The organism is Streptomyces sp. NPDC051183, from assembly GCF_040682455.1.
In the GTDB taxonomy this organism is placed as follows: Bacteria; Actinomycetota; Actinomycetes; order Streptomycetales; family Streptomycetaceae; genus Streptomyces.
The window spans coordinates 1-15562 of sequence record NZ_JBFBBA010000037.1 but is presented as its reverse complement, the minus strand read 5'-3'; the positions used below and the strand labels follow the sequence as shown (position 1 = coordinate 15562).

Genomic DNA, 15562 nt, shown 5'->3' with positions numbered 1-15562 from the left:
AGGTCACTCCTTTCGACCCACGGGAGCCTACCCCGAACACGTGCGCCCACGGGCGGCCGATCGCCTCAGCCGGCCCGGCGGTGCGCCTTGGAACGGGACCTTTTCTCGATATACATCCGCTGGTCGGCCGAGCGCAGCACCTCGTCCGCCGACATGCCGCAGCTGGCCCAGCCGATGCCGAAACTGGCCCCCACGCGGACCGCGCGGCCGTCCACCCGGATGGGCGGGATGATCGCGTTGCGCAGCCGGACGGCGAGATCGGCGGCGTCCGCGGCGCCGAGCCCGTCGGCGAGCACGACGAACTCGTCACCACCCAGCCGGGCGACGGTGTCACCGTCCCTGACGCCGGTCGTCAGCCGCCGGGCCACCTCGATCAGGACCGCGTCACCCGTGTGGTGCCCGAACCGGTCGTTGATCGACTTGAAGCCGTCGAGGTCGCAGAAGAGCACCGCGAGCCCCTTCGTGCCGTCGTCGATGTCCGTCGCGGGGGCCACCGTGTGCACGTGGTGGTCGTACGCCCCCGCCCCGCCGGGGCCCGCCGCCAGCGGGCCGGGGCCGCCGGGCGCGCCGGGGCCGGCGGGGTACTCCGGGGAGTCGGATCCGGCGAAGCGGTCGGGGCCGTCGGGTTGAAAGCCGTGCTCGCCGGCACCACCCCCCGCCTCGTACCCGGGCGCGTGCCCGGGCGCGTAGCCGCCCGCGTGGGCGCCCTCGCGGCCCTCGTAGGCCGCGTCCAGCGCCTCCACGGCCGTGGCCCGCACGGACTGCGGGCGGCGGCACAGCCGGGCCCCGAGCCGGGCGCGCAGCTCGGCGCTGTTGGGCAGGCCGGTCAGCGAGTCGTGGCTGGCCCGGTGCGCGAGCTGCAGCTCGTGCCGCTTGCGCTCCTCGATGTCCTCGACGTGCGTGAGCAGGAAGCGCGGCCCGTCGGCGGCGTCCGCGACGACGGAGTTGCGCAGCGAGACCCATACATACGTGCCGTCGCGCCGCCCCAGGCGCAGCTCGGCGCGGCCGCCCTCGGCGGAGGTGCGCAGCAGGGTGCCGATGTCCTCGGGGTGGACGAGGTCGGAGAAGGAGTACCGGCGCAGCACGGAGGCGGGGCGGCCCAGCAGCCGGCACAGCGCGTCGTTGGTGCGCAGCAGCCGTCCGTGCTGGTCGCCGCCCATCTCGGCGATGGCCATGCCGCTGGGCGCGTACTCGAAGGCCTGCCGGAACGACTCCTCGCTGGCCCGCAGCGCCTGCTGCTCGCGCTCCAGCCGGACGAGGGCGCGCTGCATGTTTGCGCGGAGTCTGGCGTTGCTGATCGCAATCGCTGCCTGGAAGGCGTACATCTGGAGCGCCTCGCGCCCCCAGGCTCCGGGACGGCGGCCATTGCGCGGTCTGTCCACCGAAATGACACCCAGCAGTTCCCCGCCGGACGCGTACATCGGGGCGTAGAGCCGGTCCTCGGGGTGCCACTCGTCCTCGAAGCGCGGTTCGGGGCCGTCGGTGTGCCACTGGGGGACGTCGTCCTCCATGAGGATCCAGCCCTCGGTGTGCGGGATGAACCGCAGGCCGTCCCAGTTCTCACCCATCGTCAGACGGCGTTCCCAGGAGTTGCGGGAGCCGACGCGGCCGGTGATGAGGGCTTCGGCGGCGGGGTCTCCGGCGAAGGCGGCAACGACCAGATCACCGTCAGGACGTACGAGGTTGACACAGGCGAGTTCGTAGCCGAGGCCCACGACGATGCCGTCCACGACGGTCTGCAGAGTGTCCGCCAGGCTCCTGGCCGTGTTGAGCTCGGCCACCACCCGGTGCAGCTGCCGCAGGGTCGCAAGACGGACGTACGGCTCCGACTCGGTCTCCATTGCTCGCTCTCCCCGAGACCTCGACAGCAACTCCAGGTTTGTCATCGGCGTTTCGTTGCGGTGTCCCGTCCACTGAATCACAGTGAGCTGTGCGGCAGGTACACAGGGTCAACAAATCTTGCTCTCTGTGACTTAAGTCACATGAGATGACTAACCCTCCGGCGTTCCCGGGAGCAAACGATACGCCTCGGCCTAGGTCGGGGGGTGGGGACACGGCTCGGGCCAGGGCCCGATGTGCGGCGAGGGAGGCCGAGATTAGCGTTTCCCCGTGCCCAAGACGAGCCCCGCAACGACGCTTCCCGCCCCGACCCCGCATCCTGAGGGGGTGAGCAACGACGAGTTCCGGGCCGCCATGTCCCGGCTGGCGGCGGGCGTGTGCCTGATCACCGCGCACGAGTCCCCGCTGACGGCCGACGGGCCGCGGGGCGAGGACGTCGGAATGACGGCGACCGCGTTCCTGTCGGTGTCCCTGGAGCCGCCGCTGGTCCTGGTCAGCCTGCGCGAGGGCTCCCGGATGGACGACCTGCTCGCCGAGCAGCCGCTGTGGGCCGTGTCGGTCCTCGCCGACCACCAGCTCCAGATCGCCGGCCGCTTCGCGATGAAGGGCCGCATCAGCGACCGCCTGCTCTTCGCCGACCTCCCCTGCGAACGGGGCGCGATCTCCGGCGCCCCGCTGCTGACCGGCGCGCTGGCCACCCTGGAATGCCGTACGGAGAACCGCGTCGAGGCGGGCGACCACACCCTGGTCATCGGCCGCGTCCTCGGCGCCGCACTGCCCTCGCCGGACGCCCCGCCCCTGACGTACTTCCGGGGGCGCTACCGGCACCTCGCCCCGTAGGGCCGGGCCGGGCCGGGCTACCAGTCCCGGCCGGTGCGGCCCCGCTTGGTCTCGGCGCGGGCCTTCTTCTCGCGCAGGCGCCGCTCGTTGATCCCCCGGGGGATCTTCGTCGCCCGACGCGCCTTCGGCGGCGGCGCGGTCGCCTCCGCCAGCAGCGAAGCCATCCGGACCAGCGCCATCTCCCGGTTGCGCAGCTGCGAACGGTGCTCGGAGGCACGTACGGTCACCACCCCGTCCACCAGCTTCGCCGCGAGGCGCTCCAGCGCGCGCTCCTTCCACACCTCCGGCAGCGCCTTCGTCGCGCCGAGGTCGAAGAGCAGCTCCACGCGGGAGTCGGAGGTGTTGACGTGCTGGCCGCCGGGTCCCGAGGAACGCGAAAAGCGCCAGGCGAGCTCGCCCTCGGGGAGCACGACCGAACCGCGGATGACATGGGGACCAGACATGCCCCCTATGATCCGTCCCCGCGGGGGCCCCGTCACGCGCATTTCCGGAGCCGATGGAACCTACGGCCCCCTCCCGGCGTTATGGGGTTCAGCGGTAACTTGGCCACATCTCGCGGTCATGCGACTAGGAAGGGACACCAGTCACCATGGCAGTAAGCCTCTCCAAGGGCGGAAACGTCTCGCTCACCAAGGAGGCCCCGGGCCTCACGGCCGTCACCGTCGGCCTCGGCTGGGACGTCCGTACGACCACCGGTGTCGACTTCGACCTCGACGCTTCCGCCATCGCGGTCAATGCCATGGGCAAGGTCGTCTCCGACAGCCACTTCGTCTTCTTCAACAACAAGGCGACCCCCGACCAGACCATCGTCCACACCGGCGACAACCGCACGGGCGAGGGCGCCGGCGACGACGAGGCCATCAACGTCAACCTCGCCGGGCTCCCGGCCGACGTCGACAAGATCGTCTTCCCGGTCTCCATCTACGACGCCGAGACCCGCAGCCAGAACTTCGGCCAGGTCCGCAACGCGTACATCCGCGTCGTGAACCAGGCCGGCGGCGCCGAGATCGCCCGCTACGACCTCTCCGAGGACGCGGCGACCGAGACCGCCATGGTCTTCGGCGAGCTGTACCGCAACGGCGCCGAGTGGAAGTTCCGCGCCGTCGGCCAGGGCTACGCCTCGGGCCTGACGGGCATCGCGCAGGACTTCGGCGTCAACGTCTGATCCGGCGCCGGAGTCGGCGCCCCAGTCGGCGTCCGAGCACGACCGGCCGACGACACCGCAGCTGAAGCCCCCTCCCGGCCGTCCGGGGAGGGGGCTTCGCTACCGTTCGGTAGGTGATCCTCCAACAGCTCACCCCCGTGGACGGCGCCCTACCGGGCCCGGTCCTCACGGAAATCGCCGCGCTCTACTCGACCAACCACGCCTTCTTCGAGCTGAGCGGCGACTTCCCCGACCCGAACCGCATCACGGTCGAACAGGTCGCGGCCGCCCTCGCCGACGAAATCGCCCAGGACGGCGCCGAGGTGCTCCTCGCCCGCTCGGCCGGCCGCCTCGTCGGCCTCGCCGCCACCCTCGCGCACCACCCCGACGCGCAGGCCGAGGACCCCGACCCGTGGATCGGCCTGCTGCTCATCGACGCCACCGCGCACCGCGAGGGCTACGGCCGCGCCGTGGCCGGCCTGGTCGAGGGCCGCTTCCGCGCCGCGGGCCGCACCGGGGTACGGCTCGCCGTACTGGACAACAACCCCAGGGGCCTCGCGTTCTGGCAGGCCCAGGGCTACGTCACCCTGCGCCGGGCCGCCGACCGCGAACTGGGCCGCGCCTGCACGGTGCTGCGCAAGGACCTCCAGCGGCCGGAGTAGACCTCGTGTTCTGGGTTCTAGGCCTTCGGGCGGTCCTCGCCGTACAGCCACACGTCCCAGATCCGGCTCAGGTCCCGGCCCGTCTTCTCCTGCGCGTACTCCGTGAAGTCGGCCGTGTCCACGTTCCCGTGCCGGTGGTCCGCGACCCAGCCGCGCACCAGGGCGAAGAACTTCTCGTCGCCCACCTCCTGGCGGATCCGCTGCAGGACCATCGCACCGCGGTAGTACACCGGCGGATCGGAGATGTGGTCCGGACCCGGCGGCGCGGCGGGCGGGAAGGCGTCCCAGCCGGCGCGGGCGTGGCCGTCGACCGAGGTGTCACCGGCGAGGAAGGCCTCGGCGCGGCGCTGCGCGGTGATGCCGCCGTGGTCCTCGGCCCACAGCCACTCGGCGTAGGTCGCGAAGCCCTCGTTGAGCCACATGTCCTTCCAGGACGCGGGCGACACCGAGTTCCCGAACCACTGGTGCGCGATCTCGTGTACGAGGGTCTCCTCGTCGGGCGCACCCGGGTAGACGGGTTTGGTCTGCGTCTCCAGTGCGTAGCCGAGGGTCTCCCCGGGCAGCACGATCGCGCCGACGGTCGAGAAGGGGTACGGGCCGAAGCGGCCGCCGCCCCACTCCACCACCTCCGGCAGCCGCGCGAGCACCGGCGCCGCGGGCGCCGACTCCTCGGGCGCCACCGCGTTGTAGACGGGCACGCCCGATGCCGTCCGGCCGGTCGTCACCTTGAACTTCCCGACGGCGGCGGTGGCCAGGTAGCTCGCCATCGGCTCGGGGCTGTGCCACGAGAACTCCGTACGCCCGTCGTCGGTGTCGGAGCGGGAGCGCAACTCGCCGTTGGAGATCGCCTCGTAGCCCTTGGGGACGGTGAGCGTGATGTCGTACGCGGCCTTGTCGCTCGGGTGGTGGTTGCCGGGGAACCAGCTCATCGACCCGACCGGCTCGCCCACCGCGACCGCGAACGCGCCGTCCTCCGAGGTGATCCAGCCCTCCTCGGAGGCGTCCGCGTCGGTGATCGTCTTCGGCTTGCCGCCGTAGTCGATCTCCGTACGGAACACCTCGCCCTTCTTCAGGTCCTCGGCCGGGCGCACGGTCAGCTCGTTCCCGGTCCGGTTGAACCGGGCCCCGGCGCCCTGGACCCGTACGCCCTCGACCTTCAGGCCGCTCAGGTCCAGGTTGAAGGAGCTGAGACCCTGCTCGGCGCGGGCGGTGATGACGGCCGTGGCGTCCAACTGCCCGTCGTCGGGGTCGTAGTCGAGGTCCAGCGCGTAGTGCTCGACCTGGTAGCCGCCGTTGCCGGCCTTGGGGAAGTACGGGTCGCGCAGCCCCGACGCGCCCGGCCGCCCCTGCACGGTGCTGCCCGTACACGCCGTGGTGAGGGCGAGCAGGGCGGCAAGGGCGGGGCCCGCGAGGCGGGAGAGACGAGAGGTACGGGAGGGACGGGAGAAAGCGCGGCGTTCCACGCTCCCGATCCTAAGCGGGCAGCCTCCGGGGCCGGCGGGACCGGCCGCCGGAGGCCCCCCGCCGGGACTACTTGTCGAGGGCCTCGACACCGGCCTTGGCGTACTTCTCGTCCAGGTCGCCGCTCGGGGCGCCGGCCACGCCGATGCCCGCGACCGGCGCGCCCTTGAGCTGCACCGGGGTGCCGCCGCCCAGGAAGAGGGTGCCGGGGATGTCCTTCAGGTTCGGGGCCTGGGCGAGGCGGCCCGCGAGCACCGAGGTCGGGGCGTTCCACGACACGGCCGTGAAGGCCTTGCGCTCCGCCGACTCGTAGGACTGCGGGCCCGCGCCGTCGCCGCGCAGCGTGACGATGGTGTTGCCGTTGCGGTCCACGACCGCGACCGTCACCTTCTGGTTCTCCTTCTCGGCGGCCTGCAGCGCGGCCTGCGCGGCGCGGGTGGCGGCGTCGATGGTCAGGTGCGTCGTGGTGGTGAAGTTCTTGTCGTTGTCCTTCTTCGCCGGGGCGGCCTGCTGCGCGGACACGGCCTGCTCGGCGGTCGCCGGCGCGGCGGTGGCGCTGACGGCGCCGAAGGTCCCGGCGCCGAGCGCGACGGCGAGGGCGGTACCGGTGAGAACGCGGGTGCGGGTCTTCATGTCTGCTGCTCCTGAGTACGTCGGCTCGTCTTGTGCGGCTCGTCTGCTGTCCTGCTCTGCTCCAAGCCTGTGGCCGCATCCCCCTCCCACCCGTCCCCGTACCGGCTCGCGACGGCCAGCGCACCGGATGACCCGGGGGTCATCCGATCGGTTGATGCGGGTCCGCTCCACGGGGGTATTGGCTGGTCACGGCCGTGGCGGCAGCCCGGCGACGGCGCCGCAGGCGACAATGGACGCACGCCCCCACCCCAGGAGCCCCCGGTGAGCCACCCCGCGCGAAATCCAGACACCCGGGTGCTGGCGGCGGTCATGCACACCGCGTTCTTCCTGCTCCTCGGTTCCTCCGTGGCCCGCTTCCTCCTCCGCCACCCCGGCGAGCCGCGCACCCCGTGGATCATCGCCCTCAGCGTCACCCTGGCGCTGCTGTACGTACTCGGCCCCGCGCTCGGCGCCGCGCCCACCCTGCGGCGGCTCCTGTGGCTCGGCCTGGTGGTCGCCACCTGGGTGGTGCTGGTCGTGCTCGCGCCCAGCTTCGCCTGGTGCGCCGTACCGCTCTTCTACACGGCCCTGCGGACCCTGCCCCCGCGGGCGGCGATCGTCCTGGTCGCCCTGCTCACGGTGTTCGTGGTGGCGGCCCAGCTCAAACTGTCGAAGGCCTTCGACCCGAACCTCCTCGTGGCCCCGCCCGCGGTCGCCGCGCTCGCCACGGCCGTCTTCGTCCACATGGAGCGCCAGGCCCAGGCCCAGCGGGCCCTGATCGACGACCTGATCCGCACCCGCCGGGAGCTGGCCGCCACCGAACGCCGCGAGGGCACCCTCGCCGAGCGGCAGCGGCTGTCCATGGAGATCCACGACACCCTCGCCCAGCACCTGTCCAGCCAGCAGATGCTGCTCCAGGCCGCCGACCGCACCTGGGACACCGACCCGGGCACGGCCCGCTCGCACGTCCGCACCGCCACCGACATCGCGGCCCGCGGCCTGGCGGAGGCCCGACGGCTGGTCCACGACCTGGCACCGCGCGAACTCGCGGGCGGCGCCCCCCTCGCGGACGCCCTGCGCGCGCTCGACGCGGGCCCGGGAATCGAGGTCCGCTTCCACCTGGAGGGCGCCCCGGTCCCGCTCCCGGACCGCGCGGAATCCGCGCTGCTGCGCATCGCCCAGGGCGCGCTGGCCAACGTCCGCGAGCACTCCGGCGCCCGGACGGCGGCGCTCACCCTCAGCTACCTGGGCGACCAGGTGGTGCTGGACATCGCGGACGACGGCCGCGGCTTCAGCGAACCCCGGGCCGCCACCGGGGAGCGAGGCCACGGCCTCCCGGCGATGCGCGCCCGCGTGCGCCAGCTGGGCGGCACCCTGACCATCGAATCCACCGCGGGAGAAGGCACCGTACTCTCGGCCGCGATCCCCCTGGACCCCCTGGACCCCCTGGAGCCCACCGGATGACGACGATCCTCCTCTGCGACGACCACGTGGTGGTCCGCGCCGGACTCCTGGCCCTGCTCGGCAGCGAACCGGACATCGAGGTCCTCGGCGAGGCCGGCAGCGGCGAGGAGGCGGTCGCCCTGGCCTCCAAACTCCGCCCCGACGTGGTCCTGATGGACCTCCAGCTGGGCGAGGGAATTGACGGCGTGGAGGCCACGCGCCGCATCACGGCGCTGCCCGACCCCCCGCACGTGCTGGTCCTGACCACCTACGACACGGACGCGGACATCACCCGGGCCATCGGCGCGGGCGCCACGGGCTACCTCCTCAAGGCGGAACGCCCCGAGGAGCTCTTCGCCGCGATCCACTCGGCGGCGGCGGGCCGCACCACGCTCTCCGCGCCGGTGGCCAGCCGCGTGATGGCCCACATGCGCGGCACCCGCCCGACCTTGACGGACCGTGAACTCGACATCCTGGGCCAACTGGCCCGCGGCCTCGGCAACCGCGACATCGCCCGCGCACTGTTCATCAGCGAAGCCACGGTCAAGACCCACCTGGGCCGGATCTACGACAAGCTCGGCGTCGACACCCGCGCGGGCGCGGTAGCAGTAGCCAAGGAACAGCGCCTCCTCCCGTCCTGACCAACCCCCGCCACCACCGAAGGGCCCAACCCAGCCCCGCCGACGCTTGAGGCGCGGGGTCCGGGGCGGAGCCCCGGGGTCCGCCCGAGCCCGGTTCACCCAGCCCCGCCGACGCTTGAGGCTCGGGATCCGGGGCGGAGCCCCGGGGTCCGCCCGAGCCCGGTTCACCCAGCCCCGCCGGCGTTTGAGGCGCGGGGTCCGGGGCGGAGCCCCGGGGAACGGCGGAAGGGTGGGGCGGGGAGCTGCTCCGCGCAGCGGCACCGCACGGACACCGGCACCGCACCGGCACGGGCACGGGCACAGGCACCGCACCGGCCCGCCCCGGCCCGCCCCGGCGGGATCCGGCGGGATCCGGCGGGATCCGGACAGCCGTAGCCGTTCTTCGGACAACCCCGCCGAGGTTCCTGTCGTAGACCTGCCAAACCACCACCCCCCGGTGCCACGCTCACTCGCGCCGCCACCCCGGCCACCGCGAAGGAGCCCGCGTGACCCACCCCACCCGCCTCGCCGTACTCCTCGGCACCGCCGCCGCCCTCACCGCCACCGCGGTCACGGCCAACGCAGCCACCCCCGGCCCGGCCACCGCACCGCAGACCCGCCTCGTGGTCCGCGCCACCGCGACCGACCCCGACGGCACCACCCACACCCGCTACGACCGCACGTACGCCGGCCTGCCCGTCCTCGGCGGCGACATCGTCGTCCACCAGCGCCCCGACGGCACCCGCACCACCACCGGCAACGACACCCCGATCACCGTCCCCCTCCCCAGAGCCACACCCACCCCCACCCCCACTTCCACACCCGGCGGAGCCACCCGCCAGGTCATCTGGGCGGCCGCCGCGACCCCCGCCGCCCTCGCCTGGGAGACCACCACCCGTACCACCCACCGCGACGGCACCCCCAGCGAGCTCCACACCGTCACGGACGCCCGTACCGGCGACACCCTCGCCACGTACGACACGGTCGCCTCCGGCATCGGCCACAGCCAGCACGCCGGCACCGTCCCGCTCACCACCTACTTCACCGGCAGCCTCTACCAGCTCCGCGACACCACCCGCGGAAACCAGCGCACCCTCGACGCCATGAACCAGCCCGGCGGCGGCACCCTCTTCACCGACCCCGACGACACCTGGGGCAACGGCACCCCCACCAACCGCCAGTCCGCCGGCGTCGACGCGCACTACGCCACCGCCGTGACCTGGGACTTCTACAAGGGCATGTTCGGCCGCAACGGCATCCGGGGCGACGGCGTCGGCGTCGTCTCCCGCGTCCACTACGGCAGCAACTACCCCAACGCCTTCTGGGACGGCAACTGCGGCTGCGCCAACTACGGCAACGATCCCGCCACCGGCAAGACCCTCGCCACCCTCGACATCGTCGGCCACGAGCTCACCCACGGCGTGACCGCCAGCACCGCGGGCCTCATGCTCAGCGGCGAATCCGGTGCCCTCAACGAGGCCACCTCCGACATCCTCGGCACCGCCGCCGAGTTCTCCGCCGAGAACACCACAGACGTGGGCGACTACCTCATCGGCGAGAAGGCCTTCGCCAGCGGCCCGCTGCGCACCATGGACCGGCCCAGCCTCGACGGCCACTCCCGCGACTACTGGTCCCGCGACATCGGCGGCATCGACCCCCACTACGCCTCCGGCCCCGCCCGGCACTTCTTCTACCTCCTCGCCGAGGGCAGCGGCCCCAAGGTGATCAACAAGATCTCCTACGACTCCCCCACCTACGACGGCTCCAAGCTGCTCGGCATCGGCCGCGACGCGGCCACCCGCATCTGGTACCGGGCACTGACCCTCTACATGACCTCCACCACCAACTACTCCGGCGCCCGCCGCGCCACCCTCCAGGCCGCCGGCGACCTCTACGGCCCGTCCTCCGCCGAGGCCGGCCGCGTCGCCGCCGCCTGGACCGCCGTCAACGTCCGCTGACCCCGGCGCCCCCACCCCGCCGGGGTGGGGGCGCGCCCGGCCCGCACGTACCCGTGACACCATCGGGTACGTGCTCGACATCGGCTACTCCCTCTCCCGGCGCTTCCCGGACCCCCCGCAGACCGACTACCGCTCGGCGGACATCCGCTCGCTGCGCCACGACCTGTTCTGCGGGGACGTCTACCTCGCCGACACCGACAAGGACCGGGAAGTCTCCACAGCCTGGGGATGGGTGCCCGTACTGGACTTCGCCTGGGCGCTGTGCGACATCGTCGAGCAACTCGACCAGGACCCCCGCGGCAGCCGCTCCTCCAACCGCCAGTACGCCGAACTCGACTTCACCGAGTCCACCGACCGCATGCTCTTCGAGCGCCGCTTCGGCTGGGTCGACATCGAGGCCGACTGGATGCCGCCGGAGGAGGACCCGCTGACCTTCAGCCACCGCCTGCTGCGCCGCGAAGCCCGCGACTTCCTGCACGACCTCATCGCCGACCTCGTGGACATGCACGACGGCCTCGCCGACAACCCCGTCATCTGGACCCTCCAGTCCCGCTTCCCCCGGGTCCCGGCCTAGGCCCAGGCCGGGGGGGCCGGGCGCCGGTTACGGCTGGGCCAGGACCCGGAGCCCCAGCTGCGCCGCCAGGGCCGGGGCCCAGGCCGGGGGGCCGGGCGCCGGCGGTTACGGCTGTGCCAGGACCCGGAGCCCCAGCTGCGCCGCCAGGGCCGGGGCGAGGTCGAAGAGCTGGCCCGGGCTGATCACCGCGCCGGACAGCGCCTCCACCCCGCGCGCGATGCCCAGCTCCGCCGCGCCGCGCAGGTCCACCTCCGACATCCGCGCCCCCGAGAAGTCCGCATCCCGCAGCACGCAGCCCCGGAACTCCACCCGCTCCAGCACCGCGCCCCCGAAGTCCGGCTCCACCAGCACGCAGCCCTCGAAGACCACGTCCTTGAGCCGCGCCTCGCGCAGGTTCAGGTAGTCGATCTTGCCCCCGCGCACCAGCACCCGCTCCAGCGCCGCCCCGTGCAACTGCACCCCGCCCAGCCGGGCCTCCACCAGCTCCACGTCCCGCAGCGAAGCCCCCGCCAGGTCGGTCCCGACCCCCCGCACGCCCTCCAGTACCGCGTCCATGAACCGCGCCTTGGCCAGCCCCGCCCCGTCCAGCGCGCAGCGTCGTACCGCGCAGTCCATGAACCGGGCGCCGATCCCCTCCTGTCCCGCCAGGTCCAGGTCTGCGAACTCCAGCCCGTCGTAGTCGCCGTCGGGCTCCAGCACGCCGCCCTCCCACACCTCCAGCACCGGCAGCCGCACCTCCGGCCGCCGAGCCGCCTTCACCGTCTGCTGCTGCCGCCCGTTTCGCACCATTCCCCCATCGTGTCCCACCCCACTGACAGAGCCCCCGCATCCCGCACCCCACCCGCCCTTGACCTCAACCACGCTTCAGGCCGGAGCCTGGCCGCATGGACACCACCAAGACCATGCGCGCCGTCCGTCTCCACGCCTTCGGCCCCGCCGAGAACCTCGTCCACGAGACCGTCGACACCCCCGCCCCCGGCCCGGGCCAGGTCCGCATCGCCGTCGCCGCCGCCGGCGTCCACCTCCTCGACACCGCACTGCGCCAGGGCATCCAGGGCCCCGCCCCCGCCCTGCCCCCGCTCCCCACCATCCCCGGCCGCGAAGTCGCCGGCACCGTCGACGCCCTCGGCCCCGGCACCGACCCCGCCTGGCTCGGCCGCCCGGTCGTCACCCATCTCGGCTTCGCCCCGGGCGGCTACGCCGAGTACGCCGTCGCCGCCGCCGACCGCCTGCACCCCGTACCCCCCGGCCTCGACCCCGCCCAGGCCGTCGCCATGATCGGCACCGGCCGCACCACCCTCGGCATCCTCCAGTTCACCGACCTCGGACCGGACTCCGTGGCCCTCGTCACCGCAGCCGCCGGGGGCATCGGCACGCTGGTCGTCCAGTACGCCAAGAACGCCGGAGCCACCGTCATCGCCCTCGCCGGAGGCCCGGCCAAGACCGCCCTCGCCACCGCCAACGGCGCCGACCTCGCCCTCGACTACACCCGCCCCGACTGGGCCGAAGCCGTCCGCGCCGCACACCCCCGGGGCGCCACGCACCTCTTCGACTCCGTCGGCGGCGCGACCGCCCGCACCGCCCTCGACCTGCTCGCCCCCGGCGCCGACCACATCGTCTTCGGCTGGTCCGGCGGCCCCGTCCCGCTCACCGAAGCCGACCGCGCCGACCTCACCGCCCGCGGCGTCACCACCCTCGACGTCCTCGGCCCCGCCATGCTCCAGCGCGTCGGCGCCCCCGACCCGCTGCGCACCCTCGAAACCCGCGCCCTGGCCGAAGCCGCCGCCGGCCGCCTGCGCCCCGCCCTCCAGCGCTACCCCCTGGCCGAAGCCGCGACCGCCCACCACGACCTGGAATCCCGCGCCACCACCGGCAAGGTCGTCCTCGAACCCTGAACGAGCCCGCTCACTGGTGAGCCCACCACGCGGTGCCCGTGCCGGCGGCGGTGGTGACGAGGGTGATCAGCCACACGGGCACACGCTGAATGGTCAGGTGGAGCCCACCACAGCGGAGTTCGAGTGCCGGAAGCGGCGTGACGGTTTTCGTGCTGCGGCTCATCCTGTCGTCCTCTCTCGAAGCGGCCCCTGTTCGGGCCGCATGCCCTCTGGCTCCTGTCGCGCGCCGTTGCGTAGAGAAGGAATGACGTAACACCGCGACACGGGGTGCCCTGGCCGGACGAAGGGACGGTGTGCAGGTAGTAGCGCAGCGCGGGAGGCGTCCGACCGGCACGGGGTGGTCGAAGGCGGCGACGCACCGGATGTGTCCGCTGGGTGCGGCTCCCCCGGCCGCCCGGTGCGGCGACTGCGGCACGGCCATGGCGGGCAACCGCCGCAAGTCCCCGCGGCGCTCCTACTACCGGTGCGGGGCATCAACGCACGGCCACCCGTGCGCGCAGGGCAGCCCGGCCGCCCAGAACCTGGAACGGCTGGTGGCGGACCGGGTCCTCTCCCGCCTTTCGGTCTTGGATGAGGACGACCCGCTCCTCCACGCCGTTGCGCAGCGCTGGCTGACGACCTACGCGCCGGAGTACGACGCCGAACGCACAGGTTTCGACAGCAAGGTCCAGACCCTCCGCGCCCGTCTGGAGGCGTTGGAGGAGGCCCGCTGGGAGCGCGGCGAGTTCGACGACGCGGACCGCTGCGAGCACGGCGTCCTGAAGTACGTATCCGTCGATCTCGTTGCGAATGCTCTCCGGCAGCCGCTCCAACCACTCGGCTCGGGCCACTTTCCCCATCATGCAATCTCACCTGCTTCCATGAGCTTCGCTCACGCGGACCTAGTATTCGCACGCCGCTCGAACCGTCTGACTTCCCCGGCAGGAGAGTCCGTACGATCTGGCCATACCCGCCGACACACGTGTGACCAGGTCGTCGTTGCACGACCTCGCTCCCCTCTCCGCTCCCCGCCCGATGTCTGTGCTGCCGACCCGGACATGGACGGATGACCAGTGGAAGCGCATACAAATCGGTTACCGATCAGCGGACATGGATGAGAAGTGGGACGTCTTCACGGAAGACAGCGTGGTCTACCTGCACCGCAGTTGGACCGGCTTCGAAATCTTCGAATCCGCCTTCGTTCCCGCCGAAGACGGAGGCTGGACGATCGCCGGCGCCGTGGTCGAATCCGATCCGGAGCGCTACGGCGGCACATCAGACATGCGGGCCGCGCTGATGCTGGAGCTGGTGCTCAGCTCGATCGTGCTGGGTGAAGACGCCACCGAGCTGCGCGCTCGGCTGGTGGAACTGACCACCCTTACGTCCTCAAGCACCGATGTACTTCCTGGAGTCGTACTGCACAGCATCCTCGGCTTGCGCTCAGGAACCTGAGCCTGACCGCACGCCGCCCGGGTCGGTGCGACTCCGAATGATTCGGGCCTGGGGGAGGCCCCCCTGAGCGGACCGAGACGGCTCGAAGGGTAATAGCAGCCCGATATCTGTACGGGTTCCAAGGTCCCCACGACGACGCAACGCATATCGGCTGAGTCTCTGGCCTGCGGATACTCGCCCTTCAAGGGGCGGTAGCACCGCGCCAGGCCACCACGAAACACGCTTTCGGCTCGCTGCTCGTCGCGGCGAACCTGGTCCCCACCCGTCGGCATACGCCCGAGAAGCCGGGGGTCTCCCTGCGTTGCGTCCCGAGAATCATCGCGAATCACGCAGGACAGGAGGCCCGCACTCGCCCCATCCTGGTCGGGATTTGTCCGCTGGTGGGAGGGGAACGGCAATGGCACGGCGACTCCGGTTCATCGGTACCAACTCCGGCAACGACGGATGCCCGACCCTGTACGAGGACCTGGACACCGGGGAGGTCTTGGTCCAGGGCGACGCGGTGACCGACCCCCAGGACGTGGCCCAGCTCCGGAACGTCAAGGATGGGGAGGGGTTCTCAACTGGGCGTCATCAAGGTCGATTGAGTGAGTGTTCGAGCGATTGAGTGATACGTTCACGAGGTGAATCTGACCGAGTGGGCGCGAGTGCAAGGCATCCACCCTCAAACCGCGTACAAGTGGTTTCGCGAGGGGACGCTGCCCGTTCCTGCTCGGCGTGTTGGTCCGCGCACGATCCTCGTGAGCGTGGAGGCGAGCGCCGTACCCGAAGCGGTCGGTGGTGTGGGCCTGTACGCCCGGGTCTCCTCTCACGACCAGAGGGCCGACCTTGAGCGCCAGGTCGCCCGGCTGGCTGACTGGGCGGCCAAGGCCGGTCACCAGGTCGTCCGCGTCGAGTCGGAGACCGGCTCCGGCATGAACGGATCCCGAACCAAGGCCCGCCGGTTGCTGGCCGATCCGAGGGTGACGACCGTTGTGGTCGAGCACAGGGACCGGCTGGGCCGGATGAACGTCGAGCTCGTCGAGGCCGCCCTGTCCGCCACGGGCCGGCGCCTGGTCGTGCTCGATGACGGCGAGGCCGAAG

General features: G+C 72.3%; 17 protein-coding genes. 11 read left to right on the top strand and 6 right to left on the bottom strand.

Annotated elements, in window-relative coordinates:
• Positions 1-65: 65 nt before the first annotated feature.
• The gene (gene cdgB / locus AB0M99_RS28195; RefSeq protein WP_365925212.1) at positions 66-1841 is read right to left on the bottom strand and encodes a diguanylate cyclase CdgB; all 1776 of its coding nucleotides are present in this window, start codon (positions 1839-1841) and stop codon (positions 66-68) included.
• A 352-nt stretch (positions 1842-2193) separates the two neighbouring features.
• On the opposite strand from cdgB, the gene AB0M99_RS28190 reads away from it, so the two are divergent.
• Positions 2194-2679 (top strand): flavin reductase family protein, encoded by a 486-nt coding sequence (locus tag AB0M99_RS28190; RefSeq protein WP_365925347.1) that lies wholly within the window; start codon positions 2194-2196, stop codon positions 2677-2679.
• Positions 2680-2696: 17 nt separating this feature from the next.
• Here AB0M99_RS28190 and arfB read toward each other — a convergent pair whose 3' ends face one another.
• Positions 2697-3122: an alternative ribosome rescue aminoacyl-tRNA hydrolase ArfB gene (gene arfB, locus AB0M99_RS28185; protein WP_365925210.1), complete on the bottom strand. Its 426-nt coding sequence runs from the start codon at positions 3120-3122 to the stop codon at positions 2697-2699.
• A gap of 146 nt (positions 3123-3268) precedes the next feature.
• On the opposite strand from arfB, the gene AB0M99_RS28180 reads away from it, so the two are divergent.
• Both AB0M99_RS28180 and AB0M99_RS28175 read left to right on the top strand, forming a co-directional pair.
• Positions 3269-3844: a TerD family protein gene (locus tag AB0M99_RS28180; RefSeq protein WP_365925208.1), complete on the top strand. Its 576-nt coding sequence runs from the start codon at positions 3269-3271 to the stop codon at positions 3842-3844.
• Positions 3845-3957: 113 nt separating this feature from the next.
• Positions 3958-4485 carry a GNAT family N-acetyltransferase gene (locus AB0M99_RS28175; RefSeq protein WP_365925206.1) on the top strand — a complete coding sequence of 176 codons (528 nt, stop codon included), beginning with the start codon at positions 3958-3960 and terminating at the stop codon, positions 4483-4485.
• Positions 4486-4502: 17 nt separating this feature from the next.
• Here the strand turns inward: AB0M99_RS28175 and AB0M99_RS28170 are convergent, their stop codons facing one another.
• Positions 4503-5948, bottom strand: a complete 1446-nt coding sequence (locus AB0M99_RS28170; RefSeq protein ID WP_365925204.1) for a M1 family metallopeptidase — start codon at positions 5946-5948, stop codon at positions 4503-4505.
• 67 nt (positions 5949-6015) lie between these two features.
• The gene (locus tag AB0M99_RS28165) at positions 6016-6579 is read right to left on the bottom strand and encodes a heme-binding protein (protein WP_365925202.1); all 564 of its coding nucleotides are present in this window, start codon (positions 6577-6579) and stop codon (positions 6016-6018) included.
• A 309-nt stretch (positions 6580-6888) separates the two neighbouring features.
• Here AB0M99_RS28165 and AB0M99_RS28160 point away from each other — a divergent pair, with 309 nt between their 5' ends.
• The 4 genes from AB0M99_RS28160 (at position 6889) to AB0M99_RS28145 (ending at position 11153) form a co-directional block, all read left to right on the top strand.
• Complete coding sequence (locus AB0M99_RS28160; RefSeq protein ID WP_365925344.1) at positions 6889-8022, top strand: sensor histidine kinase; 1134 nt, start codon at positions 6889-6891, stop codon at positions 8020-8022.
• The gene (locus AB0M99_RS28155) at positions 8019-8642 is read left to right on the top strand and encodes a response regulator transcription factor (RefSeq protein ID WP_365925200.1); all 624 of its coding nucleotides are present in this window, start codon (positions 8019-8021) and stop codon (positions 8640-8642) included. Before AB0M99_RS28160 ends, AB0M99_RS28155 begins: the two co-directional genes overlap by 4 nt.
• Positions 8643-9127: 485 nt before the next feature.
• Complete coding sequence (locus tag AB0M99_RS28150; protein WP_365925198.1) at positions 9128-10579, top strand: M4 family metallopeptidase; 1452 nt, start codon at positions 9128-9130, stop codon at positions 10577-10579.
• A 70-nt stretch (positions 10580-10649) separates the two neighbouring features.
• On the top strand, positions 10650-11153 hold the full coding sequence (locus AB0M99_RS28145) for a hypothetical protein (protein ID WP_365925196.1): 504 nt from the start codon (positions 10650-10652) through the stop codon (positions 11151-11153).
• 105 nt (positions 11154-11258) lie between these two features.
• Here AB0M99_RS28145 and AB0M99_RS28140 read toward each other — a convergent pair whose 3' ends face one another.
• Complete coding sequence (locus AB0M99_RS28140) at positions 11259-11942, bottom strand: pentapeptide repeat-containing protein (protein WP_365925194.1); 684 nt, start codon at positions 11940-11942, stop codon at positions 11259-11261.
• 113 nt (positions 11943-12055) lie between these two features.
• Here AB0M99_RS28140 and AB0M99_RS28135 point away from each other — a divergent pair, with 113 nt between their 5' ends.
• Positions 12056-13048, top strand: coding sequence for a zinc-binding dehydrogenase (locus AB0M99_RS28135; protein WP_365925341.1), 993 nt, complete (start codon positions 12056-12058; stop codon positions 13046-13048).
• 10 nt (positions 13049-13058) lie between these two features.
• Here AB0M99_RS28135 and AB0M99_RS28130 read toward each other — a convergent pair whose 3' ends face one another.
• Positions 13059-13211 carry a hypothetical protein gene (locus tag AB0M99_RS28130; protein ID WP_365925192.1) on the bottom strand — a complete coding sequence of 51 codons (153 nt, stop codon included), beginning with the start codon at positions 13209-13211 and terminating at the stop codon, positions 13059-13061.
• 199 nt (positions 13212-13410) lie between these two features.
• Here AB0M99_RS28130 and AB0M99_RS28125 point away from each other — a divergent pair, with 199 nt between their 5' ends.
• From AB0M99_RS28125 to AB0M99_RS28115, 3 genes are all read left to right on the top strand, one after another.
• On the top strand, positions 13411-14097 hold the full coding sequence (locus tag AB0M99_RS28125; protein ID WP_365925339.1) for a zinc ribbon domain-containing protein: 687 nt from the start codon (positions 13411-13413) through the stop codon (positions 14095-14097).
• Positions 14098-14137: 40 nt separating this feature from the next.
• Positions 14138-14479 (top strand): hypothetical protein, encoded by a 342-nt coding sequence (locus tag AB0M99_RS28120; protein ID WP_365925190.1) that lies wholly within the window; start codon positions 14138-14140, stop codon positions 14477-14479.
• Between the two features lie 623 nt (positions 14480-15102).
• A partial coding sequence (locus AB0M99_RS28115) for an IS607 family transposase (RefSeq protein ID WP_365925188.1) occupies positions 15103-15562 on the top strand: 460 nt, incomplete at its 3' end.